Annotated in this window: 22 protein-coding genes; 6 read left to right on the forward strand and 16 right to left on the reverse strand. The window is 60.2% G+C overall.

Going from position 1 to position 24,042, the window contains the following annotated elements:
• The first annotated feature begins 382 nt into the window (after positions 1–382).
• Complete coding sequence (locus tag ASC89_RS04955) at positions 383–4,750, forward strand: hypothetical protein (protein WP_055995365.1); 4,368 nt, start codon at positions 383–385, stop codon at positions 4,748–4,750.
• A gap of 189 nt (positions 4,751–4,939) precedes the next feature.
• Here the strand turns inward: ASC89_RS04955 and ASC89_RS28075 are convergent, their stop codons facing one another.
• A complete protein-coding gene (locus tag ASC89_RS28075) occupies positions 4,940–5,197 on the reverse strand; it encodes a helix-turn-helix domain-containing protein (protein WP_082533187.1) in 258 nt (85 codons plus the stop codon).
• A gap of 644 nt (positions 5,198–5,841) precedes the next feature.
• On the opposite strand from ASC89_RS28075, the gene ASC89_RS04965 reads away from it, so the two are divergent.
• A complete protein-coding gene (locus tag ASC89_RS04965; protein WP_055995371.1) occupies positions 5,842–9,147 on the forward strand; it encodes an error-prone DNA polymerase in 3,306 nt (1,101 codons plus the stop codon).
• A 422-nt stretch (positions 9,148–9,569) separates the two neighbouring features.
• On the opposite strand, the gene ASC89_RS04975 is transcribed toward ASC89_RS04965, so the two are convergent.
• The 5 genes from ASC89_RS04975 to ASC89_RS04995 all read right to left on the reverse strand — a co-directional run bounded on the left by ASC89_RS04975 (position 9,570) and on the right by ASC89_RS04995 (position 12,869).
• Positions 9,570–9,857, reverse strand: a complete 288-nt coding sequence (locus tag ASC89_RS04975; protein ID WP_156384510.1) for a hypothetical protein — start codon at positions 9,855–9,857, stop codon at positions 9,570–9,572.
• 415 nt (positions 9,858–10,272) lie between these two features.
• On the reverse strand, positions 10,273–10,533 hold the full coding sequence (locus tag ASC89_RS04980; protein ID WP_055995380.1) for a GlsB/YeaQ/YmgE family stress response membrane protein: 261 nt from the start codon (positions 10,531–10,533) through the stop codon (positions 10,273–10,275).
• A 114-nt stretch (positions 10,534–10,647) separates the two neighbouring features.
• Positions 10,648–11,481, reverse strand: a complete 834-nt coding sequence (locus tag ASC89_RS04985; RefSeq protein WP_055995383.1) for a transglutaminase family protein — start codon at positions 11,479–11,481, stop codon at positions 10,648–10,650.
• A 93-nt stretch (positions 11,482–11,574) separates the two neighbouring features.
• Positions 11,575–12,078 (reverse strand): SH3 domain-containing protein, encoded by a 504-nt coding sequence (locus ASC89_RS04990; RefSeq protein ID WP_055995386.1) that lies wholly within the window; start codon positions 12,076–12,078, stop codon positions 11,575–11,577.
• Between the two features lie 179 nt (positions 12,079–12,257).
• Entirely contained in the window at positions 12,258–12,869 is a 612-nt protein-coding gene (locus ASC89_RS04995) for an SOS response-associated peptidase family protein (RefSeq protein WP_055995388.1), read from the reverse strand.
• 1,491 nt (positions 12,870–14,360) lie between these two features.
• Here ASC89_RS04995 and ASC89_RS29230 point away from each other — a divergent pair.
• A complete protein-coding gene (locus ASC89_RS29230; protein ID WP_055995394.1) occupies positions 14,361–14,606 on the forward strand; it encodes a DUF6894 family protein in 246 nt (81 codons plus the stop codon).
• Between the two features lie 265 nt (positions 14,607–14,871).
• On the opposite strand, the gene ASC89_RS05010 is transcribed toward ASC89_RS29230, so the two are convergent.
• Positions 14,872–15,105, reverse strand: coding sequence for a hypothetical protein (locus ASC89_RS05010; RefSeq protein ID WP_055995397.1), 234 nt, complete (start codon positions 15,103–15,105; stop codon positions 14,872–14,874).
• 206 nt (positions 15,106–15,311) lie between these two features.
• Between ASC89_RS05010 and ASC89_RS05015 the strand changes: the two genes are divergently transcribed.
• Both ASC89_RS05015 and ASC89_RS05020 read left to right on the forward strand, forming a co-directional pair.
• Positions 15,312–15,617 carry a hypothetical protein gene (locus ASC89_RS05015; protein WP_055995400.1) on the forward strand — a complete coding sequence of 102 codons (306 nt, stop codon included), beginning with the start codon at positions 15,312–15,314 and terminating at the stop codon, positions 15,615–15,617.
• 855 nt (positions 15,618–16,472) lie between these two features.
• Positions 16,473–16,910 carry a hypothetical protein gene (locus ASC89_RS05020; RefSeq protein WP_055995403.1) on the forward strand — a complete coding sequence of 146 codons (438 nt, stop codon included), beginning with the start codon at positions 16,473–16,475 and terminating at the stop codon, positions 16,908–16,910.
• Positions 16,911–17,202: 292 nt separating this feature from the next.
• On the opposite strand, the gene ASC89_RS05025 is transcribed toward ASC89_RS05020, so the two are convergent.
• Positions 17,203–18,123 (reverse strand): toll/interleukin-1 receptor domain-containing protein, encoded by a 921-nt coding sequence (locus ASC89_RS05025; RefSeq protein ID WP_156384511.1) that lies wholly within the window; start codon positions 18,121–18,123, stop codon positions 17,203–17,205.
• 390 nt (positions 18,124–18,513) lie between these two features.
• Here ASC89_RS05025 and ASC89_RS05030 point away from each other — a divergent pair, with 390 nt between their 5' ends.
• Positions 18,514–18,720 carry a hypothetical protein gene (locus ASC89_RS05030; protein WP_055995408.1) on the forward strand — a complete coding sequence of 69 codons (207 nt, stop codon included), beginning with the start codon at positions 18,514–18,516 and terminating at the stop codon, positions 18,718–18,720.
• A 245-nt stretch (positions 18,721–18,965) separates the two neighbouring features.
• Here ASC89_RS05030 and ASC89_RS05035 read toward each other — a convergent pair whose 3' ends face one another.
• From ASC89_RS05035 to ASC89_RS05070, 8 genes are all read right to left on the reverse strand, one after another.
• Positions 18,966–19,223: a hypothetical protein gene (locus ASC89_RS05035; protein ID WP_055995411.1), complete on the reverse strand. Its 258-nt coding sequence runs from the start codon at positions 19,221–19,223 to the stop codon at positions 18,966–18,968.
• Between the two features lie 116 nt (positions 19,224–19,339).
• Positions 19,340–19,699: a hypothetical protein gene (locus ASC89_RS05040; RefSeq protein ID WP_055995414.1), complete on the reverse strand. Its 360-nt coding sequence runs from the start codon at positions 19,697–19,699 to the stop codon at positions 19,340–19,342.
• A gap of 9 nt (positions 19,700–19,708) precedes the next feature.
• Positions 19,709–20,146, reverse strand: a complete 438-nt coding sequence (locus tag ASC89_RS05045) for a response regulator (RefSeq protein WP_055995417.1) — start codon at positions 20,144–20,146, stop codon at positions 19,709–19,711.
• A gap of 1,248 nt (positions 20,147–21,394) precedes the next feature.
• Complete coding sequence (locus tag ASC89_RS05050; RefSeq protein WP_156384512.1) at positions 21,395–21,637, reverse strand: hypothetical protein; 243 nt, start codon at positions 21,635–21,637, stop codon at positions 21,395–21,397.
• A gap of 71 nt (positions 21,638–21,708) precedes the next feature.
• Positions 21,709–22,269 carry an SH3 domain-containing protein gene (locus ASC89_RS05055; RefSeq protein WP_162247903.1) on the reverse strand — a complete coding sequence of 187 codons (561 nt, stop codon included), beginning with the start codon at positions 22,267–22,269 and terminating at the stop codon, positions 21,709–21,711.
• Positions 22,270–22,382: 113 nt separating this feature from the next.
• Positions 22,383–22,853, reverse strand: coding sequence for an SH3 domain-containing protein (locus ASC89_RS05060; protein WP_055995426.1), 471 nt, complete (start codon positions 22,851–22,853; stop codon positions 22,383–22,385).
• 311 nt (positions 22,854–23,164) lie between these two features.
• Entirely contained in the window at positions 23,165–23,425 is a 261-nt protein-coding gene (locus ASC89_RS05065; RefSeq protein ID WP_055995429.1) for a DUF6894 family protein, read from the reverse strand.
• 244 nt (positions 23,426–23,669) lie between these two features.
• Positions 23,670–24,020, reverse strand: a complete 351-nt coding sequence (locus ASC89_RS05070; protein WP_156384513.1) for a hypothetical protein — start codon at positions 24,018–24,020, stop codon at positions 23,670–23,672.
• Between the last annotated feature and the right edge of the window lie 22 nt (positions 24,021–24,042).

Below are 24,042 nucleotides of genomic sequence, written 5' to 3' on the forward strand. Positions count from 1 at the left end.
TAGGTACTGAACCGCCGCTGGTACGGTTCCGGTATACAATGGCAGTTGCAGTCCGCATTTGGCGGTGGGTTCAAGCGGACGCAGTGTCTGAAGTGGCGTGTACCGGTGGGGGGACTTCAAGCGGCCGGAAGCTGGATCCGTAACCGCGACCCGCTCCCGGACTAGTTGACGTCGCATAGTGGCGTGGTTGAGGTTGAGAATGTCGTTGGCGATGGCGAACCCAGCGGGCCTCGTCTAGCCGCTTGCCGCTTTCGCCCAGTGTGGCAATCTGCGCTTAGGTCAGGCCGGACCATCGTCGTTGAGCCCGCAGTCCGCTACACCCACATGCATCAGCTCATGACAGTGCTGCGCGAATTTAAGAACCCTTAGGGTGAGCGTCCTCATGCCCGTTTCTGATGATTTTGAGCACGTGCCGTTGGGCCGGAGCTTTCGGGAGCTCTCCAGCTATGCCAGCGAGAGCGATGAGTCCGATTTGTCCAATGCTTTCTACGTCTCGAACGGCATCCAATGGGCGGAACTACTGCAGGACTATCGGGTGGTTGTCCTGTCGGAAGCGGGCTCGGGGAAAACGGAAGAATTTCGCACGATTGCCAAGCAGTTGCGATCGGAGGGTAGGGCCGCGTTCTTCTTGCGGCTGGAGAACATTCCGGACCATTTCTCGACCGCGTTTGACGTTGGCTCCAAAGACGAGTTCGACGAGTGGCTGGCATCAGGCGCGGAAGGTTGGCTGTTCTTAGATTCCGTTGACGAAGCACGCCTGCGCCACCCGAAGGATTTCGAATTGGCGCTCCGGCTGCTCGGAGAAAAACTGAAGCTCGCGCTTGATCGGACGCACGTGTTCCTCAGCGGACGCATGTCGGCATGGCGGCCGAAGACTGACCTTGATCGTGCCAAGGCCTATCTGCCATTCACCCCGGTCACCAAAGTAGCGAACGACGTTTCCCCAGATGGCGTGTCATCGGCTGATGAGCTGATTGACAGGCTGATGGAAGACGACGGCGATGGCGATGAACCTAGTACCGATACGTCCGTATCCAGCGTCAGGAAAGATAAGCCGAGCTCTTCGGCGCCATTCAGAATTGTCACCCTGGAAGGCCTGTCACGCGAGCAGGTAGAGACGTTCGCCGCTGCGCGCGGGGTGAATGACACAAAGGCTTTCGGCGATGCGATTGAGCGGGCGGACGCCTGGTCATTCGCGGCGTTGCCGCAAGACCTCGAAGATCTTGTCGCGTCGTGGTTGAAGCGCGGTGCGATCGGTACACGCCGCACAATCATGGAAGATGGCGTGGAGCGCCGTCTAAAGGAGCGCGATCAGGAACGTGCAGACGTTGCCCCCCTAACGGAAGCAAAGGCCCTGCTCGGAGCGAAGCTGCTTGCAGCGGCTGCCACCCTTGGACGCAATGCCTCCATTCAAGTGCCCGATGGACAAGACGGACTGGATGGCATCGCGGTCGACAAGGTTCTCTCGGACTGGTCTCCTGCGGAGCGAAAAACGCTGCTTGAGCGTCCGATCTTCGACGCCGCCATTTATGGCGCGGTGAGATTTCATCACCGGACGGTCCGGGAGTATCTGACGGCCGAATGGCTTCGAGAGCTGCTCCAACATCCGGCCTCGCGCCGTGCCATCGAAGACATGTTCTTCAAGACGAGCTACGGCGTCGACGTGATCGTTCCCCTTATGAGGCCAATACTCCCCTGGGTCGCACTGCACGACGATCGCATTCGCGAGCGGGTGCGCCTGCTTGCGCCAGAAGTGCTGTTCGAAGGTGGCGATCCTCCGTCTCTGCCACTTCCGACGCGCCAGCAGATTCTGAGTGAAGTGGTCGGGGATTTGGTGCCGGGACACTCCCCCAGAGCGCCGACCGACTACGCCGCAGTCCAGCGTTTTGCCCATGCTGATCTGAGCGACGACATTCGCCGGCTGTTGCAGCAGCATGCAGGGGATCAGGAGGCGGCGAGTTTTCTGCTTCGGATGATCTGGCTCGGCGATATCAAGGACGCACTGCCTGAGGCCAAAGCGCAGGCACTTCTTGCAACTGCAGGACAATATCAACGTATGGCCGCCATTCGGGCAGTGAACGCTGTCGGCTCAAAGGACGATATGCGTGACGTGCGCGACGCGATCGCACGTGAACCCGCCCCTCCGAACAGAGAGTGGCTCAACGAGCTATGCGATACGCTGGAGGGAAGCGGGGAAGAGATAGACTGGCTCCTCCAAGAGCTGGAAAGAACGGGCGCGGTCGCAAAGTACACGGTCGATCATCTTCAGCACGGCGTTACCAAGGTCGCCGAGAAGATGCCGATCGAGAATCTGCCCAGGCTTCTGAATGGGCTGCACCAGCTTTTGTCTGTCGCGCCTTTCGTCGACGCGCGGTTCTGCAAGATTTCGACGCGGTTCGGATGGCTGTTGCACCCTGCTGCTGCAGCGGTGGAGCGGCTCGTCAGTGAACGACACCCTGCCGCGATGTCTGAAGTCGCGTTAAGCGTTCTAGGTATGCTCCCGGTGTCGAAGAGATTTGACAGCGACATCCGCGATCTGAAAGCGGACTTCTCTAAATTGGTGCCCGAATGGCAGGAGCTGAACCGCACGCTTTTCTGGGCCGAGGTAGCAAGAGCCCGCAGGGATCACGAGGGCACAAACTTCGGCCCCGTGACCAACATATGGCAGGCAAATTCTTTCGAAGCCTTCTGGCGATTTTCTGCTGGCGACTTCGACTATTTCATCGGTGAGATAGCCGCTCGCGATCTGATGGACGACAAGCTGGTGGCCTTGTCGGGTGCGCTCGATTCTTACGTTCAGGGCGGGCGCGGCGCGGCCAAGCTGAAGCAGCTCAAGAGCGCAGTCACGGGCATCGCGGAGCTGACCGCGCGCCTCGATCTATTTCTGCATCCACCCAGACGTGATGACGAACTGTCGCGGCAAAACCAGAAGTGGAAGAAGCAATCCAGGGCTCGCGCGCGCCGTGAGAAGGACAACCTGCGAAAGTCGCGGGACAATATCGGTAAGCATCTGGACACTCTGCGCGATCCGGGATTTCCGGACCCCAACGACATTTCGAGAACGCAGTGGTACTTGCACCATCAGACGCGCAACAAGGCGGAACAGAAAGGCAAATGGACCTCTGGTGACTGGCGCTCGCTCATTCCAGAGTTCGGTGAGGACATTGCGAGAGCTTATCGGGACGGTGTCATCCTGCATGCTCACAGGGCCTCCCCGAAACTTCGCTCGGAGGGAGCAGAGGCCAATACGACGACGGCCTCGACCATCATCGGACTAACAGGTCTGGCGATTGAAGCCCGTGAAACCCCTGATTGGGCAAAGAATGCCTCTGAGCAAGATGCTAAGCGAGCCTGGCTGTTTGCGTCACATGAGCTCAACGGCTTTCCAGACTGGTTCCCTGATCTGTTCGCGCAGCACAAGGGAGCGCTAGCCGCACTCATAATGCGTGAGGTGGAGTTCGAGATCGCCTCCGAGCCGGAGGGTGGCATGCACTACATAATTTCCGATCTCGCCTGGTCAGGAAAATGGGCATGGGCGGAGCTCGGTCCGGCAATCTTCGACCTACTCCGCCGCCGCGAGCCGACGAATAGTGAGACGCTCTCCAAGCTCCTCCATATCGTGCTCGCCTCTGGCGTGCCTGATGAAGACATCCTCGCTTTGGCGAAGGAGCGCGCTGCCGATCCGGACACGAAGCATGCCGTACAGTGGTATGCGGTTTGGACAGGGATTGAGCCCGCAACAGCTATTCCGGCCTTCTCGGGATATCTGGACGGGCTCTCCGAAAACCGGGAGTCCGTTGACGTCGCCATGAGCTATGCGACGCATCTTTTCGGCGACCGGCGTAGCGACTTTCCCATGGGACGAACGGCGTTCAAGGAGCCACAATTCCTGGAACAGCTTTATAGGCTACTACACAGGCATATTCACCGTTCCGAAGACATCGACCGCGCAAACGGGGAAGCCTATTCACCGACGCTGCGGGACCGCGCTCAAAACTCAAGGGATGCCATCTTCAACCTCCTGAACTCCACCAGCGGTAAGGAGGCCTACATCGCGATGAAAAGCATTGCTGCGGGGGAACGCGATGCCGATACCGGCCGATGGATCGCACACCGGGCGTTGCAACGCGCCACGCAAGATGCCGACATGGATGCGTGGACGCCCGAGCAGGTGCGGGAGTTCCACGACGAGCAAGAGCGCACTCCTCGCAACCATCGGGAACTGTTCGATCTCGCCGTAAACCATTTGCTCGACGTCAAGGACGATATGGAGAACGGGGACACCAGCGTTGCTAGCGTGCTTCTGGACATCGACCAGGAGGAAGTGATGCGCAACTATTTCGCTCACGAGCTTGAACGCATGTCTGCCGGCCGATACCAGATACCGCAAGAGGAAGAGCTTGCGGACGAGAAGCGCACAGACCTTCGCTTCCACGGTGTCGGCATCGCTTCGCCCGTGCCAGCTGAGCTGAAGATCGCCGACAGATGGACCGGTCCTAAGCTTTTTGAACGGTTCGAGAACCAGCTTTCGGGCGACTATATGCGCGATCGTCGGTCGTCACGGGGCATCTACCTGCTCGTCAATCGCGGAAAAGAACGCCACCGGTGGCAGCTCCCCGACGGCACGCTGGCGAACTTCGAAGGCCTCGTTCGCGCGCTGCAGGACCACTGGCTCGAGCTGTCACCCAAGTACCCCGGCGTCGACGAGCTGCGCGTCATTGGGATAGACCTCAGCAAGCGTACTCAGTAAGGCCAGTTCCCGCCTTTCGGCATACCTCACGCTCGCTGTGCATGGTGGTTCGGGGCAGATATATTCTCCAAGCCCGGCTCGTCTGGTTTTGGTGGTGGGCTCAAGCGGCCACCTGCTTCCTGGGCAAACAGACAGCGTATTCATGCGGCGGCGCTTCTCCCGCCATCGACCCCAGCCAATACATAGCAGTCAACGCTTGGGAGCTCGCCGCCGAGCTGGCGGGTCAGAGTGAGGGGCAGGGGGCTCCGCAACCAATTCGCTCAGCGAAACGGCCAGCGCTTGGGCGACATGCCACAGAGTGAGGACTGTCGGGTTTCGCTTCCCAAGTTCCAAAGCGCTGATGTAGGCCCGATCGGCGCCAATGCGCTCGGCGATCGTCTCTTGTGACAGGCCGCTTGCCAGCCTGAACGCCCTTACATTCTCCCCAACTGTACGCCGCACGTCCATTAATGCAGACGGCCAAATTGTGCACTTTCGTGCTACGCACTATAGTGCTCGTTATGGAGCGGGGTTTGCACAAATGAGGCGTTGGCTGGCGACGTGGTTTCATCTGCGTGAAGTGCGATCAAATTTGGCAGCAGCCAAGTCGCTCAGTCCACAAGATCGCTTCACAGCGCTCAGGACTCTAAACCAGGCGGTGCCGGTGCTCTGGTTGGGCCGTCGCAATCCTGCGATGCTCCAGAATTGGATCCAAGAGTTTGGCCATCAACGAAACTTGGCTCTTTCAAAGGGGGCCTCGAGCAGGCGGGATCCCGTATGGATAGCGAACGCGATGTTGGAGAGTTGGGCCACAATCGCCCTGCTTGATACCATCGCTAGAAAGCCTACCAAGCGCGCAGATCAGTTGCTCGCTGACATCACCTCTGCCGTCGAAGCTTGAGCATCCTCCCAGCGTGGGCTGGCTTATGGCTACCAGCTTTTGAACGGTCGCCTTTGAGACACTCGATCGGCGCGCTCGCCCGTGTGCGGATACCCCAGGCGCCCAACGCTGAGATAACTGGCTTCGACCTCCCCAGTTCCTTCTTTTGGCTTGTTCTCGTTTCGTTCGTGGGTATATGAGTCCTCACCTCAGACGTAAATGAGGTGCACTCGTGGCTTATGCCGAGCTGGTTGCAGCCAGCAACTTCTCCTTTCTTCGCGGTGCGTCCCACCCTGGCGAGCTCGTGCATCAAGCCGCGGCGCTGGGTCTCCGCGGAATCGGCGTCTGCGACAGAAACTCCTTTGCCGGGGTGGTGCGTGGCCACATAGCCGCGCGAGATATCTGGAAGGTTGACCCGACGTTCCGTTACCTGGTCGGCGTGCGCCTGTCGTTCACTGACACGACGCCCGATATTGTGGCTTATCCGACAGACCGCACCGCCTACGGCCGCCTCTGTGCGCTGCTGACGACGGGCAACCGACGCGCGCCGAAGGGCGAGTGCCACCTAACGATCGATGACTTGGCGAGCTTCGCTGAAGGCCAAATCCTAATCATGCCCCCTATATTCTCGGAAGCTGGCGAGGAGGCGCTCGGGCGGCTCGCCATGATGGCACCTGGTCGGGTCTGGTTGGCCGGACGGTGCGAGTTCAAGGGAAAGGACACGGCCAACCTGGCGCGCACCGCAGACATGGCGACGCGGCATGGCGTGCCAATGATAGCGATCAACGACGTGCTATTCCATCACCCCACCCGCAAGATCCTGCACGATGTGGTCACCTGCATCGGTGAGCATCTGACGCTGGAGAACGCAGGCAGACGGCTGCAGCAGAACGCTGAGCGTTACCTCAAGCCTGAAACCGAGATGCGGCGCCTCTTCGAGCGTTACCCGGAGGCCATCGCCGAGACTGAACGCTTCGCCAGCCTCATCCACTTCTCGCTTGATGAGCTGAAGTATAACTACCCCGAAGAGACGATTGGCAACGGCGAGACCGCCCAGGAGACGCTGGAGCGGCTGTCTTGGGAAGGCGCCGGTCGGCGTTACCCCAGTGGTGTTCCAGAGCGCGTTAGGCTGGGCCTCGAGCACGAGTTGCAGCTCATTGGCGAGATGAAGTACGCGGCTTACTTCCTTACCGTCCACGACATGGTGCGCTTTGCGCGGGAAGAGCGTGGCATCCTCTGCCAAGGACGAGGATCGGCCGCCAATTCCGTCGTGTGTTTCTGCCTCGGCGTCACCGAAGTTGACCCAATGCTGGTGGATCTTTTGTTCGAGCGCTTCGTCTCCACAGAGCGCGACGAGCCGCCCGATATCGACGTCGATTTCGAGCACGAGCGCCGCGAAGAGGTGATGCAATACCTCTACCAGAAGTATGGCCGGCATCGCTGCGCGCTTACCGCCACCGTCACGACATACCGCGCCAAGGGCGCAATCCGCGAGGTAGCGAAAGTCTTCGGCCTGTCAGACGACATGATCCAGAGCCTCAACGGGATGAGCTGGGGATGGAACGACACCGGGATCACGCCGGAGCGGCTGCGCGAGAATGGTTTCGACCCGGACGACGTCGCACTCATTCATGTGCTGACTATCGTCGGGGAGTTGATGGGCTTTCCCCGGCATCTGGGACAGCACGTCGGCGGCTTTGTCATTACCCGCGACCGCCTCGACAACCTCGTGCCGGTAATGAACGCGGCGATGGTCGACCGCACTACGGTCGAATGGGATAAAGACGACCTCGACGCTCTGGGCATCCTCAAGGTCGATGTGCTGGCGCTGGGCATGCTTAGCTGCATTCGCCGCACGTTCGAACTGCTGCACACCCACTATGGACAAGACCTGACGCTCTCATCGGTGCCCGCCGAGGATCCACGTACATACGCCATGATCCAGCGCGCCGATACGATTGGCGTTTTCCAGATAGAAAGCCGCGCGCAAATGTCCATGTTGCCGCGGCTGAAGCCGGCCAAGTTCTACGATCTCGTCATCGAGGTGGCTATTGTTCGTCCTGGCCCAATCCAGGGCGGCATGGTGCATCCCTATCTGAAGCGCCGGTTGGGCCTGGAGCCGGTTAGTTATCCGTCTAAGGAGCTCGAGGCCGTCCTCAAGAAGACCTACGGCGTGCCCCTGTTCCAGGAACAGGCGATGAAAATCGCTATCGTTGGCGCTGGGTTCTCTCCGGGCGCGGCAGACCAGCTCAGGCGATCGATGGCGACCTTCAAGCGGACTGGCGGGGTCGGAAAGTTCAAGGCGGAGTTTATCGGCGGCATGCTGAAGAACGGATATCAGCAGGAGTTTGCCGAGGCCTGCTTCAAGCAGATCGAGGGCTTTGGTTCCTATGGGTTTCCCGAGAGTCATGCGGCCTCGTTCGCGCTGCTGGTCTACGTGTCTTGCTGGCTGAAGTGCCACTATCCTGATGCCTTCGCCTGCGCGCTGCTGAACAGTCAGCCGATGGGGTTTTATGCGCCATCGCAGATCGTCCGTGACGCGCAGGAGCACGGGGTAGAGGTTCGGAACGTCGACATCAACCAGTCCGACCTCGCCTCTGTGCTCGAGCCGGGCACGCCGGGTACAGATCGACTCTGGCGGCAACACGCTGACATGCGGAACGACATCCAAGCGACCAATGCCATTCGGCTCGGGTTGGGGTTCGTAAAGGGACTCAGCGACGATGACGCCAATCTAGTCGTGGCCCGACGGGGCAGGGGTTACGACAGCGTACGCGACCTCTGGCTGCGCACCGGACTGGCGCAATCTACGCTGGAGACGCTGGCCGACGCAGATGCCTTCCAGTCGCTAGGGCTCACCAGGCGGGATGCCAAATGGGCTGTCGGCGGCCTAAGGGGAGGGATTGGGGCCGAGAACCTACCGCTGTTTGTCGCCGCCGGTCGACCCAGCTCCCAGCCAGAACCCGACGCCGACTTGCCGCCTATGCCGCCCGGGGAGCAGGTAGTCCACGACTATAGGATGCTCAGTCTCTCGCTGAAAGCGCACCCGGTTAGCTTCCTGCGGGAAAGCCTAACAGGCAAAGGGATTGTCCCGGCTGGCTCACTGCGCGACGTTCCGGCCGGTCGCATTGTCACCACAGCCGGCGTCGTCCTGGTGCGCCAGCGCCCGGGCACGGCGAGCGGTGTTATCTTTGCCAGCCTTGAGGATGAAACTGGGCTGGCGAACATTATCGTCTGGCCCAAAGTCTTCGAGAAATATCGGCGCTTCGTGCTCGGCTCACGGTTGATGGCAGTTCGCGGCGAGGTTCAGAAGGAGGGGCTCGTCGTCCACGTCATCGCCCGTGAGGTATACGACTTCACTCCGATGCTGATCGACCTCGCCAGCGGATACGACATGGGTGACGCTGTCATCGCCCGAGCTGATGAAGGCAAGACCGGCCCGCATGGCAGTGCCCGCGGCTCCGACAAGCAGCACGAGCGCGAGTCGGAGCGGAGGCGCATCCGAGACGCGCTTCCATCAGGCCGCAACTTCCACTGAGGCCGCGATGCCAACGTTTGAAGTTCGCACCCTGCGGCAGTTCCTCGATAGCGATCAGGTTATAGACTGCGACTGCTCGAACTACTGGGTGTGCTCGCATACCGGGCAGTTGCGCCTCGAGATGGCAGTGCAGCGTCTCGGCTGGGAATTCGACTTCTACGCGGGTCGGGAGCTTTTGGCTGCCCATGTGTTCTGCTCTGTCTGTGGCACCTATCACCCGACATTTCGTCTCGGTTGGAAGGACCGACCTGCTACGTACACTGGCGCCCATGGAGCCGGCATGGAGATGCGGAGCTTGATAGGGAGGCCCCCACAAGCGTTGTTAAGGTGGTCAGAGCCGGTTGACTGGTTGAGCGGTGGTGAGAGTGTACGAAAGTTCGGACCTCGCAGGTGAAATGGCTACTTGACCGTGGCCGTCGCGTTCACTTGTCCTGCGGCCCGCCCTGCTTCCATTCGCTTACGATTTCGGCGCCGATCTCTCGCAACTCCTCCCGGCCTTCCGCCGAAAGGTCTTCGACCGCGTAGAAGGTCACAGCGCCGTCGGCGCTCTCGGACTGATGGTGCACGGTAAAGCCATGGCTAAGTAGCCAAGCCTCAAGGGAGCTAGCGCGTAGGGTGGCGATGGAGACGATCGCGTCTTTGATGGGCTCAGGCATCTGGTACTTTCGGGAAGGCGAACCCTGACCCTGAAGCCAGTCGCGGACGATCACTTGAAGGGCGTCTTACCTACTCGTCAAAAGAAGCAGATGTAGGCGCCAGGCATTCAATAGCGATCAACGAGCTCCTGACCGAGACCCGTCAGTCTCGGTTCACCAGTTTTGGTGATCCGGAGCCAACCCTTCGCCTCCAGTTCGTCGCGTAGATGTGGTGGCGGACAGAGATCGGGGCTCAGGGCGAGGCGAGCCAAAGCGACCTTCTCGACGGGGCTGGGTTGGGCGTGTGAGGGAATGTGCAGCATATTGGCTCCGCGATTTTCGACGACAACAATCCCAATCTCTTCACTAGGTTCCCTCGCGTGAAAGACCGCGCTCCGAGGGTTCAGAGCGCGGCCCTAGTCAGTGCCACTCGGGGGCGAACCTATGTGACACATGCGTCAACCTACAGGGGAGTGGTTTGTTCCTGGCCTCACACTCGGCGTGAACTGACGGCGCGCCCTATCGCTATGAGAATACATGCGCCGATAAAGCCCGCGATCAGGTACCCGAGCCAGCCACCGAAGCCAATGCCGAGCAAGCCAAGTAGCAGACTCGCCACTATGGCGCCGACGACGCCGAGGATAATGTTCATAAAGATCCCGGTATTCGACTTCATCATGATCGCGGCAAGCCATCCCGCCAGTCCACCGATAATGATTGCTGCAAGCCAGCCAACTCCATCGAAAGCCATGTCTTCCTCCAAGTTCGGCGACCTCCGACCAACGGCGGTCGCGAGCGAGTAACCCTGAGCTAACAGCTTTGTTCCGCAGGTCTGAGATCGATTTCTTAGGGAGCATAGATGTTCCTAAGTGCGACCGCTCACTCGCCCGTTTGCACCGGCCTCTTCGGTAACCACCGCAAATTGAGACAGTATCGACGGACCAAATTGCGTGGACAGCGCGACGTCGGTCGCGTCGCGTCCCGTCGCCATTAGAATGCGCCCTATCCGCGGGGTATTGTGTCGTGCGTCGGCCGTATACCAGTGCCCGCCAAGGTAAACCTCGAACCATGCCGAAAAATCCATGGGCGCCGCGGACAGGGGCACCCCGATATCCCCAAGGTAGCCCGTACAGTATCGGGCAGGGATGTTCATGCACCGACATAAAGTCACCGCGAGATGGGTGAAGTCGCGGCAGACCCCAACCTTCTGCAGATATGCTCCATAGGCCGAACGGGTCTTGTCCGCCTGCTGATAGTCGAAGTGAATGTGATTATGCACGAAATCCAGGATCGCTTGCACTCGTGGCCACCCTGGCTGGGTCCCATCAAAGAGCTGCCAGGCGATGTCCGAAAGGAGGTCCGTCTCGCAGTAGCGGGAGCCGAGAACGTACACCAAGGTGTCGTCGGGCAGATCGCGGATGTTGTGCTGAGCCGCGTCGTGAGGAACAACGTCGGGTAGTCCGCTGTCGTAGATTTCAAACGCGGTCGAAATCGTGAGCCGGCCAGCAGGCGCTGTCAGTCGAGTGCAGACGTTGCCGAAGCCATCGTTGTAGTCCCACGTCTCGACGAATGGCGAAAATGTCAGCAACTCCGTCGTCAGGAAGTCGGCGCGCCGCGTCGGGTGCACCTTGAGGGTCAAGAGCATCGGGGTGGGTCTTGGACAGTCATAGGCAATTGTAAACCCAGCCTCGATCTGCATGCTCATCTCCCCGATGTCGACGGATAACGAGCATCACCCCACTAGGTTCAGGGTGATCTGCTGAAGTTTCGTATCTAACGACTTGGCAGGCGTCTATTCCCCTGAAACGTACTTCCGGTTCACCCAGCCCTCATACCCGTCGGCACGCACTTTCTGCCAGCCGTTGACGGCGTATGGCAGGAAAGCGATATCGCACTGGCGTCGATGCAGCACGGTGACTATGCGCGAGCTTGCAGACGGGAACGCTCGAAGATTCAATCCGTCGCCGGCGCCGACGCCTGTCACGCAGTAGAGGGCGGGCGACACCATGGAGATGAAGCTGCTCCTGACCCATCCGGCGTTGTGACCGTCCTCCACCGGGCACCAAGAGTTTTTGCAGGAGCCAGTCACGACAATTCCGCACTCTCCATAGTGGAGCGTGGCGACGACCTTGCTGGCAGCACTATTTCTGGCGCGGATGTTCAGGACGTCGGTCGTCCTTACGTTCACCACACAATGCTCTTCTCCCTGCACAACCTGGGCGTTGGCATGGTCGACCCCGCCGATCGACATCAGGGCCGCAAGGCAAGCGACCATAAGAACTTTGATCTGGGTCACGATTCATCTCCTCTACTCGCTAACTAAGACCCCCACCATCTTCCAACTCATAATGTATGAGGGTTTGCCCCTGAGCCGCTAAAGCAGTGAGGGCTGCATCGGCAGCCGAAGGGGATCACCGCCTTCCGGCTCCCCCTTGAGCACCGGCAGCCATTTCAGTGGCTTCTCCGCCACGACGGTTAGTGACCCGTCCGGCAACGGCCGCTGCGTGCTTTGGCCTCGCTCCAGGGTGCGCGGAGCCAGACATCGAACTCCTCCTCGGTGGTGAGGACGACTGGCATGGCCTTTTCGTGGACCGGCCTCACGTCCGCGTTGGGGGCGGTGGTGAAGAAGGCGAAAACGTCGTGCTGCATCGCGCCTTCATCTTTCCGCCGGACACCATGCCATGGGGTCCACAGACCCGCGAAGAAGGCGACCGGCGCATCCTCGTTCAGCGCGAACCAAGCCCAACCGGTCTTGCCATCCTCGAGCTTGGTAGGCTCAGAGAAGCGATTCCACGGCACTAGACACCGATGCTCGACGCCGAGGTAGCCTTTCCAGTCGTCGAACCACGAGTGTCGGACGTTCGTCGTCCCCTTGTTGACCTTGTCGCCTGGTTCATCCTTGAGCGAGGGAAGTCCCCAGCGTGCCAGCTTCATCACGCGTCGGTCGTCGGCCATTGCGCAGATCGGGGCGAAGTAGTCGGGATAGACCCCATAGAGCGGCGGGACGTTACGGATGGCCTTCTCCCACTCGGCGCGAAGCCTCACCATCGCTTCGTGGTTCGTGGTCACGCTGTAGAGATTGCACATTGGTCGCCCTCGCGGTCGCCGGCCCAGTATGCCGCATACGTTGCCGGTCACAATCCCTAGCGGCTTGCGTCTACGTTGGAACGCGATTGGAGCTTTTCGAATTCCGTAGCTTCGGCTCGCAAATGGATCGGACCCCGGCTTTCACCGGGGTCCGAGGAAACGTCCAAGGTGATGTGGGAACCACCCATGGGCACTCTAATAATGCCGATAGCAACAGCGGGTTCCAGACGCCGCTGCAAAGCTAGTTCACGCGGTCGAGATACCGGCAGGTCCGGATGGTCTGGCGGTCTGAGCCATAGTCAAAGATTGAACGGCGATCGTTCGGTCCATCCTGCCGTTCGGCCACCCGGCGAGGCAGCACCCGGGCGCGCTGAACATCGACATCGGCCCGGGCGCAATTACGCGAACCTCCCCCTTGGACCGCACGCGATTGTTGCCGATCCTAACATCGGAGGCGGACTTGCCGTTGACCGGCTGTCCGATGAACTTCTTCACCTCGGACGCGCCGCAGTCGACAACCGGCAGCGAGTGAACGGGCGGGCGACTGGTGCTCGCGCAACCACCCAGAACGAGGACGGCGACCAGACCGACGGAAGGAAGAAGGCGGTCCAACACAACAACTCTCGGATAGGAAACGGGGCGCCGATCACGCGCATCCCAATCCGCCGGAATTAAGCCGATGAGCGGTGTCAGTGTCGTGGTGCTGCTTCATCTGACACCGACGCACCAGCCGAGTCGAAAACGAGCGTTTCGGTGCCGTCGCTCCACATGTGAACGGTGGCGCGGCCGCCAGTCTCACTGTGATGTCTTTCGGCAGCTTCGATGCCTGCCGCAACTGCCTCGGTCGGTGTGCTGTGGACATCAAATCCAGGGCCGCTTTGGGTAACGACCCATAGTCCTCGGTATCTCAGCACTTCGATCCGAATGTCCATGTCCCTACATTTGCAGCGTCACATCCACTAGCCTTGCGATAGATCAAATGAAGCGTGCGGTGCAGGGGATCGCGAAGGTGTGCGTCGAGTGGTGCGGGGCGGCGGACCGCATTCAGATTCTGACGCTGGCTGTCACTTGATCTCGCCACCTGACACTTTGCGGCCTCGCGCGCAACGGTTCCCGAAAGCGGGCGCCTGGGGCCGAGTCGCCCGCTGCGATCGCTATCGTCCTCAGGACCAGGGCCTTTTGCTGCGCGGCTAGGATGGCGGGCGGCACCGCTATCGGCATGAGTTGTGTTCATAGGCGCGCGGAGGGCGTAAGGTCCCCCGTCCTGACACTCCAACTGGCCCGGCTTCCCTTGCGGAGGTTGGGCCTTTTATCGTTTCCGCCGATGATTGTTGCTTCAGCGGCTCGGGCCTCCGGGGAACCGACGCTCGACTTCGGGGTTCGACTACTGATCGTCGCCTGGTTAGCGACGTTCACTCCAGTCTTCTTGTGAATCGCGCCCCCGTCGCCCGCCCCTTTCGACGGGGGCCCCTTGCGGGGGAGGGTGGGCCGATGCCTCAATACTTCTTCGACCTGTATGATGGGTCCCATCTCGCGGTTGATAATCAGGGCAAGGCACTGCGGGATGAGGCTGCTGCACGCAGGGAAGCTGCAGCCATCCTTTCCGAGGTTACGCGAGACACCTTGGCGAGCAACAGCCAGAGTCGCGACTTCCGCGTAGTGGTGCGACTCGCCCAAGGACACCCGCTATGGGAAACCCACCTGCAGTGGGAGACGCACCGCTTTCAGCGGTCGTAACGCGGCGAGGGGCCGGGCGCGGCCCGAACACGCAACAAATGGTCGAGCGGGGAGCGCTTAATGACCCAACCGGGCACCTTCAACCGACGAACCACTTCGCGGCCGATGAGAGCTTTATGCGGCTCTTCTGTCGAAGTGAAAGCCGCCCAACGCCACGATTGGCCGTGCGGGTGGTCCGGCAGGCCAATCGTTGGTCACGATCAGCACCGGCACATAGCCCGCTGCGGAGCCGTCGTCGGTCACATAGACGGTGAAGGCCAAAGGGTCAGCGCAGCTCCGCGGAGATCTGTTCGATCAGGCGGTCAAAGCCGCGTGCCGCGTCCTCAATCGCTCCCTCCAGCGGCTCTTCGGCAGTGACTGTGGAGAACAGTTGCTGGGCTTCCTGCACTTCGGCGAGCAAGTCTCCCAAGCCGGCGCCGGTCCGAACACCATCCTCGATGGACGACTTGGCTCCGTCGCGGCTGGTCCTGTAGAAGGCGAGCCCGGCATGCCACTTCATGGTGTCCCTGGTGAAGGGACGCGCGACCTCCCTGAGCCGTTTACGCTCAATCGCAGAGTGCGGGGAACTACGAGGGGGAGAAGTTTCAGTCATTTCAGAGTTGTAGCGAAGGTTCATGCGCCGTAGCAAGTCGCTAACGCGCGTTGCAGCTTTTTGATCGAACCAAAGTCAGACATCCGGGTTTGGTGACAAGCAGGAGACAACGCATGAATTGGTCATCTGAGCTTGCCATCGTTTGGCTACCGCGCAACCGCCAGGCCTACCCCGAAGACTTCGCGACGGAGGCGGCTCCTGGCCACAGCGACTTTTACTACTCCGCGCTAGACGGTTTCGAAGCTGTATACCGGCAGTTAGATCATCGCCCTGATGAAGAGCCTTGGGCCTTCAGCGTCGCCGAGGCACGCGTCCTGCCTCCGAGCGAGATAGCCAGCCTGCGGGCCGAGTGGCAAACCCAATTTGATGAGGCGTTGGGAGGTGGCGGCGAAGCTAGTTCAGCCAGCGCGCCTCGTTGATCGCCGACGGCGCCGGCTCCGTAAGGTCCGGGCATACCGCCGGTCGCAGGAAGCGGGCAAACGCTGACGGAGATGCAGATATTCTGAGAGATGCGGGTGGGAGGTGACGCCCCACGAATGGGACAGGCAGCGAGGCCTCACCTCCCCACTGCACCGCCAACCGCTAAATTGTTGGTGCGGGATCGTCCTGTTGCGGCGGACAAAGAGCGGCTGGCGCGTCCATCCCCTGGAGATGCGCCGGCCGCTTTACCATCGGCATTTCCCCGAGACCGCGATGATAGAGCGGCGCGCGGAGCTAAGGGCGCGCGCATCTATTTGATGTGCTCCTCGAGAAAGTGAGCGTGGCACATGGCGATGATGTCAGCGCTGCCCGGGAAGAGCTTGGCGGTGTGAGCGGTGGCGCTCGAGGCTGCAGCTCCTAATGCGTGGGGCCCTAGACGATCCAGAACGACGCCAGTGAGCGTCCTGAGGTAGTCCTGCTTGGTATAGAGCGACTTGGGAGCCAGCGGGATGCCGGTTGGCGAGCGTTTCCAGAGCCGCTGTCAGGTCGATCAGCGCATTTCGGTCGACCCGATCGAACTCTGACTCCTCAGCTTCTATATTCATGCCAATACGGGTTGGTGGCGGGCGTCTCGAACCGCGAACGGAGGCCTGCCAGCCCCGTCGCAGTGTGGACGCAGATCAGGCGCCCCTGCTCTAAAGACCCGAACCTCAACAGGTTGTTCGCCTGGTGATACCTCTCTGTGGCGCCTGGCCCGGCATCCTTCGATGTCGGGTCTTTTTTAGCGTTTGGTTCGGAACCGGATTTTTCAACGCAAGTTGTCGGACCCGAGGGCAAAAGAGGAGAAAAACACGATGAAAGCCATTGCCACTCTGATGATCGCAGCAGCCTTGGCGGGCACACCGTTTGTCGCCGTTGCCCAGGATGCCAATGCGACGACGACTGCGACCACCTCGTCGGACGCCACGGCGGGCGGGAATATGAACTACGGGTCGCTCATCTCGAGCCTCAACGCGGGGAAGATGACCGATCTCGGCACCTACACCGCAACATCGAAGGTGAGCTGCGTGAAGGTGTCGACCCTGAAGGGTGACGCGTCCGCCGACGCCACAGCTCTAGATAACGCCTTGACCAAGAACTCTGCTCAGGTCGCCAGCCTCAAGACCTCTATCGAGGGCAATGCGGATCTCAAGACCAAGCTCGAGACCAGCAGCTGTCCGATCGATAAGATCGTCGCCGTCACGACTGAGACGGATGGTTCGTTCACGGTCTACGTAGACGATCGCATGTAAGCGAACATCCCTGCGAGTGCGGCCCCGGCTTCCTTCGGGAGGCCGGGGCTTTTTGCATTTCGGGAATCTGTTTAGGCGTGCGGCCACGCAGGACTACGACCTTCCACAAATCGCGATCGACGAGCTCATTCGCCTGGCCAAAGAGGTCGGCACGCCGATCTAGGATCGGCCCGAATACCAGATCCTGTGGGACGAGCGCCTGATCATGGGCGGCTACAAGGAGCGGGTGCACATCACCCAGCGCAGCAAGAGCTGGCTGCAAAGACGCGGCTTCGTCAAGTGAGGGTGACTGTTAAAGTGCCGGTGGGGTGTATTCGGGATAGCTGCATGGATTCGCTGTCGAATCTCTCTCCTTTAGCCATGTGGCCTGAAAAAGCTCGGTATTGTTTGCTGCGAAGAAGCGACGAACGGTAACCGGAATGAAGCCGGCCGCCACCATTTCACTGTTTCTCCCGCTAAATTGTGTTCGGTTCAGAGCCGACCGACTTTCCCAACACTCGGGTACCGGCGACTCCGGGATCCAGCCAGCGCGAAACTCGTTGTCGCCGGCGCCGAACCAAGAACGGCGACCCTCAACAACGTAGGGCACGAAGTCCTCCTTCATCTTTTCGAAGCAATCCGAGTAGGCATCTCTGTCTAGCCACTTCTCCGAGCATTGCTGATCCGGTCGCTGCAAGAGGAATAGCCCTACTGCGGCTACGACAAGCGCGATAGCGGCGGAATACCAATACCGCCGGTCGATCTTTTTGGGCCGCCGTGGGGCGGGCGCGCTGGCATCGGTGGAGTTTTGCCCCCCTTTGGCAGGAACGTTAGGGGTGCGGATAAGCCTATCGATTGAACTGAGGATAAGTCTGAATCCCGGGTCGTCTGCCCTGCCATTCCAACCACGGAGACTGGCCGCCTGGATCTGATCGAAAGGGATCGGGAGTTCTTCGTGGAGCAAATCATCTGTGATCACCCCTACGGCAATCTGCCTTCGAAGTGCGTCCTGAGCCTCAGACTGGACCCAGACCGATTTGACCGAAGCTCGGGACCAAAGGATAACCACTGCCTTCGCAGCCTTCAACTCAGCCTTGATCTTCGCGCCGAACTGCTCAGCAACGTAAAGATGCTCGTCCCACCAGACATCATACCCAGCGTCTTTGAGCCGTTGCGCGACCTTCTCAGCAACGGCGCGCTCGTCAGACTTGTACGAGATGAAAATATCGGCCATGACGCCCCCCAAACACTAAACTCAATAGCAAGAGACCAAATAACGATTGCGGCGGCAATAGACTTGTCGCAGCGCCGGGCCACTGTGTGCCCTCATGTCAAGGCTGCGCGGAACGCTCGTCTACGCGACTCTGTAAAACGCCACGATCTACCCAATCGAAAGGGTCGACCTGAATTCTCGTTTGGGACGAGCGGCTGATCATGGGCGGCCCGTCCGCCGGTCCGTCAACGCTCAGCCAGCTGTCAGGCGGGAGGCATTACGTGGGTGAGCGAGGTGGCCCTCGCTCGGGCAGGCGCCGAGGCCGCAGTTGCGGCGCCTGCCCCACATGCCTCAGATGAACCCTGAGGCCGGGGCTTTTTGCATTTCGGGAATCTGTTTAGGCGTGAGGCCATGCAGGACTATGACCTCCCTCAGATCGCGATCGACGAACTCATCCGCCTCGCCAAAGAAATAGGCAGCCCGATTGAGGATCGGCCTGAGTTTCAGATCTTGTGGGATGAGCGGTTAGTGATGGGTGGGGACAAAAAGCGCTGCCACATCACGCAACGTGGCAAAAGCTGGTTGCAGCGCCGTGGCCTTATTCCCACAGGGAAGTGAAGGGAGCGCAGGTGGCGAAGTGCCGGCGGCTCCGTGCGGCGGACCCACCGGCACCCTGAGCGTCATCGACCAAGGCTAGGCGTAGCGGTTTGCCCGATGGCACCCATTCCAAGCGACCCGACGGTCATCCTGCATTCAGCGATGCCCGTCGGCTCTGGTGCATTCCGGACCAAGGGAGGCCGGAAGCATTCGGGACCATGCCCGATACTCGTTCCCGCGCGTGTTCTGGGTGGCTCTTCAGCCGATCAGCAGAAAGATGCGCTGGCCGGCACCTGGCCCTCCGCGCACTTGTAGTCGTTATTGATGGTGCCGTTCTCGCCGGCTCGGTCCGACATGATATGGCCCATCTCGGACGCACCCGGAGCGGTATCCGATGTCTGCGCAACGTCATGGATGTAAGCGGCGCGATCCTTGCCAAACCCGCCCGGATCAGAGGGCTTTGCGGCAAGCGCCGGGACGACAGACACAGAAAGTGCCAAGAGAGCGATTATTGAAAGTCGCATTTTTTTCTCCTCACTCGCAAGAAACGCGAGCCCCCACCCGATACGCCTCTAGCACTGCAGTTCCCCTGACATGGTATCTCAGCGTCGTGTCAGATACCGGGGTTCGGCCTGGCCCCTCATGGCGTCGATGGTGGGACGGCGTACCCCGAGGCCTCGCTGAGGCTCAGTTGATCGATGAGCCGCCGGAAGGATGCGTCGACATCGTCAAACCGGCTGTGTGGCGGCTCACCCTTGATTGCAAGCTGCAGTTCAGCGTGCCGACGACGCACCTCGGCGAGGAGCTCGCCACAGTCGAGGCGGGCGAGTGCCTTGTCCTCGGGGGTGCTGTAGGATGAGTCTGCCAGAGCCCGGAGGCGGGCGGCCTTGGCGTTCCAGCCCTGCAGGTCGCCTATGAATGGCCCCAAGGTCTGGTTAGCCCGTCGCTTCGCGAGAATGCTGAGCTGAGAGTTGCGATGTCGTATCGGGTCATTTGGCATGTTTAGGCTTCAAGCGCCTTTGGAGGGATCGCTGGCCGCCACGATGGCGGCTACTGCTGCGAGCAATTCCTGGTCGCTGAAGGGCTTCAGCATTACTCTCGCGTTCGGGAAGTGCTCAGCTACTTCCTCCACGGTTGCGGCAGTACAAAAGACGAATGGGACGCTGCGTTGTCTCAGGCGGGCAACCAGTCCCTCGGGTTCAGCGTGCTGGAGCCGGAAGTCGATGAGCGCCAGACTGATCTCGCGTGCCTCCAGAAGCGCAAACGCTTCATCAGGATTTGCTGCGATCACCACCTGGTAGCCGGCGTCGAGTAGCGGAGCCTCTATCACCGATGCAATGAGGTAGTTCGTTTCCACGACGAGAGCCGTGGGTTTGGTCGAGTGGGATGTCATGGACGTTTCGAACGCAGGAGGACCGTCCATCGGTTGATGGATCGGCAGCTTCAATGCGTTTTGCTAAGACGCCCGGACACAGCAATTCTAAGGGTGCCCGCAGGGCATCTGCTCGTCCAGTCAATCGACACCATACACCAGTTGGTGACGATCCGTTTGCAAATATGACATGTCCCGTCTTTGCATCCGAGTTACACCGCCGCGACGGCAACTTGGGTGGCCTCAAGGCCATCGCGACGGGCTCTCCTCCCAAGAGAAACCCAGTCTAACCAGCTTCGGGATTGGTGCTATTCACTTTGTTAAGCGCGACGCCCGCGTCGTGGCTCGCCCGACCCGACTCCATGATTGCCTCTGCCCGATCGCGATCTCCGGCGGCCTCGGCGATTACCTCGAGCGCATGTTTATTTGCGAATTCGTTCACCTGACGGTCTTCACTTTCGGGAACACGGCTTCGGTTTTTTACGCCACCTTTATCGGATACCAACCTTGGGCACCTCTTTGGAGATGAAACTGCCGCGGCCATAGAGACGACGCGGCTAGTCAATGAGGCGGTGGTGCTGAGGTTTCCTCGTTGTAGTCGCGTTCAAACCGCCCTGCCTCTTTAGTCCACCATATCTGTTGGCGCCGAGCATACTCCGCCGCCAGTGTGGCGCGTCGAGAAGCGAACTGGGTCTCACGATAGTGCCAGAGGTTTACCTCCCGAAGTGCCAAGAAGGAGCCTGACTTGCAGTTTGGATGGGACCACAGGGGCGGTGGCAAAAGGTCTTTCATGTTTCATTAACCTCGCCGCACTTCCTTTGTTCCGGATCCTCCTTTATTCGCGAGAAAGCGTTATTCGCGGTCAGGCTAGCTCCACGGGCAATGGCCGGTGCCCATCGAAAAACACTTCCGACAAGGACGATAGCTGCTCCAGTGGCCAAGACAGCCAGTCCGGAACTGCGCGCTTTTGGAACAGGGAAGGCATAGCAGAGCGAGGAGGATAATCCCTCAAAAGGCGACAGCGACTGCTAGCGGGTAGATCGAGACCCCGATCATTACTCCTTCACCTCTGTGCACGCGGGAACGCTACCCTTTCAGCTGATGCTCAGGGCTTAGGCGCCTTGCCGCTCCAAACCTGTCGCATTCGTCCGTCGGTGTCTGGTGCCCACACTTGGGACTGCCGCCCCGCGTCACCAAAGATTTCTCCGAACCTAATAGCGTTCGCCGTAGCATGATTGGCATCATCGAACGGTCCGTAGGATTTTCCCTCACAATCCACCCACCACTCACTACGTACCTTCACGACCAGGAACCAACAGGTCTTCACCGGTCGGCCTTCGGTGGCGCTGTCGCCAGATCCTTCAGCCGGGCGCGCGCGTTGCGTACGTCGCTCTGGATGCGGACCAGCCGTCTCATAAAGTCCTTCTGCAACTCGCCGGAAAACTCCAGTTCTTCGAGCACCTGAGTGCACATCTCGAGTTGCTGAGTGGAAAGGTCCACGAGACTGCCGAGGGTTGCGAGGGCCTCTTCCGCTTGCTCGGGTGGGAAGGTGATTGCTTTGAGCATAAGTAGTGCCTGAAGGTAGTGTCTGAAGAGAGCGGGCCGGAGCATGAAAGCTCCGACCCGGGAAGGTCGCGCTAGTTCAGGTTGTCCAAATACTCGCACGTCTCGCGGGTCTGGCGATCTGTGCCATAATCAAAGATCCCCTGCCGGTCGTTCGGGCCGTCGCGCCGCTCAGCCTCGCTGCGCGGCAGAACCCTGGCACGTTCGACATTGGCGTCTGCACCGGCTTCAACATCGTCTCGGTCGAAGAAGGTGACCAGGCAAACGAGTTCTTCGCGCGGACCACCGCCACCACCGCCACCGCCGCCGAAGCCGCCGCCGCCGATGATGATGCTGAAGCTGAGGTTGGGGCGTACCCGGCTGCTGGACGGATAGTCGTCGCGAACCTCGTTCGAAACGAGATACCTGGCAGACACCCAGCCATCCGGGCCCGGGTGGGTGATGTAGCACCAGCCGCTCGAGCGGCAGCGCTGAACGTTGACGTTCTCACCCCGCGCAAGGCGGTCGACAACGCGGTAGGAAGTGCCGGGCCCTGAGCGGACATTGACCGACCCGATGGCTTCGGCGGCGGTGACGGCGGGAACCGCCGCGAAGGTGGTCATCAGTAACAAGCCAGATAGCAGAAGCGGTTTCATGTTTTTTCCTTTTGTTGTTCTGCTGCAGTCGACAGCGACCGGACCCACCACCCAGTGAGTTCCAACCGCCGCCATTGAGGTGCTCTCGCGAGCATTGGCGGGCAGCGCCCGTTTTAGTCCTGCGACGCGACCAGCTTCTCGGCGGGACGAAGCAGCTTTGAGTAGGCCCACCCCTTGCGACCGTCGCCAGCGTCGATCAGTACCCAGCCGCGGTCCTCCTGGATGACCGTTACACGCGAGCCGCCTTTGAGGGCGAACACCTGTCGTGCGGCCTTCTTGGGACCGGCGCGAACCCGGAGCGACTCGACCGCCACGGTGTGGGTAAAGGCTGGTGCAACTCGCGTCTCCTGCAGCGCCTCGGGCGGCTGCCAGACGACTTTCACTGACCGGGCGACATCGAGTGCCTTAGCATCTGCCGCCGACAGTGCGGCGATATACGTCGGCTTCAGTTTTGACTTCACCGGTGCAGAAGCCGCTGCCTCGGCGACCTTGTGAAGAGTGAAAGTTGCTCCCGCGTAAGTTGCCACGCCAGACAGAATGGCGACACTCCCGAACATGAGGGCAGGAAGAACCAAGTGGGCCATTTTCAGCTCCGTGTTCTATTTGTTCGAGAACGTACTTTAATGGGCTGAGTTCCCTGAATTTCTAGGCTTTTTGCTGTCTGAAACCTCGCTGACAGCAGCTGTCAGCGGAATTGCCGAAACCAAACTTCGAATGCGGAGTCAGGCCGCGGATCGATCGCCCTCGTGCTCGCAGTTGGTGTGGGCTCTCGATGACGACGGGCAAATTGGCCGTTCCGGGGGTGAGAAAAAGCCCCGGCACGTTGAGATGCCGGGGCTTGGACAAGGCGTCGAGAAGTCATTGCGGCGTTTGCAGCGGACCAACCCCCGCAGCGTCACCTCATAACAGAGGGATCGACCAGCGCCGGACCAGCCGATGTGTCAAAGCTCAGCCGTACGGAAAAAGCCAGCTCCTCGTGCAGCCGGACCCGGATGTTAAGCTCTTTGGTGGACCCATCAGGCGGCAGCAGATCCCGAGCGAGCTCTGTTAGGGCGAGCACGGCTTGGTACCGGGCTTGTTGGTCGCTGGCACACTCGACGCCGATGTCATCTCGTGCCCACCCGGTGCCATCGAAAATGTCGAAGTAATACCGCATGATAGCCTCCGCCAGTCACGGAATACGTGGCACGAGAGGCATGGTTGCAAACTTGCCCTCCGTAGGGTGAACACGAACTCTTGCACCTGAGGAAAAGAGCGGTATGGTTCGGCCCGATGCATAGGGGCCAGCAGATAACTGATGATCCGGCCCCCGGGAGGGGCATCATGCTGAGGGGGCGCTACGGCATTAAGTGGATGATCTTCGCGTGGCTGGCAATCGTCGGCCTTCTCGCAGCGGGCATCTATCTCGTCGGCAACGCGGCCCGCGTGTTCGGGGGATAGCGCTTAAGCAGGCTATCGAGCGCCGCAAGGTAGTGGACGACGGCAGGGGCGTCGCGGATGTCATCCATTTCCAGGATTAAGGCCTGTCGCGCCATCTCGATCTCTTTCCGTAAAGCTTCGAGTTGACGTTCGCCCTCCAATAGCGCCTCCGCCGGCTGGTGGCGAGAACTGTGCAGGGGACTTAGCCGAAGAGCCTCGCTTTGCCACTTTTTGAGGTCGGAAAGGTGCGGAGCCACACGGGTTCTCGCCAGCTTCCGTTGCGTGATCTCCGGGCTCATTACGCGCGATCGTGGCGAGTTTTCCTGGTACATCGTGGGGCTCCTTTCGGCGCCT

It is taken from the genome of Devosia sp. Root413D1 (assembly GCF_001425235.1).
In the GTDB taxonomy this organism is placed as follows: Bacteria; Pseudomonadota; Alphaproteobacteria; order Rhizobiales; family Devosiaceae; genus Devosia_A.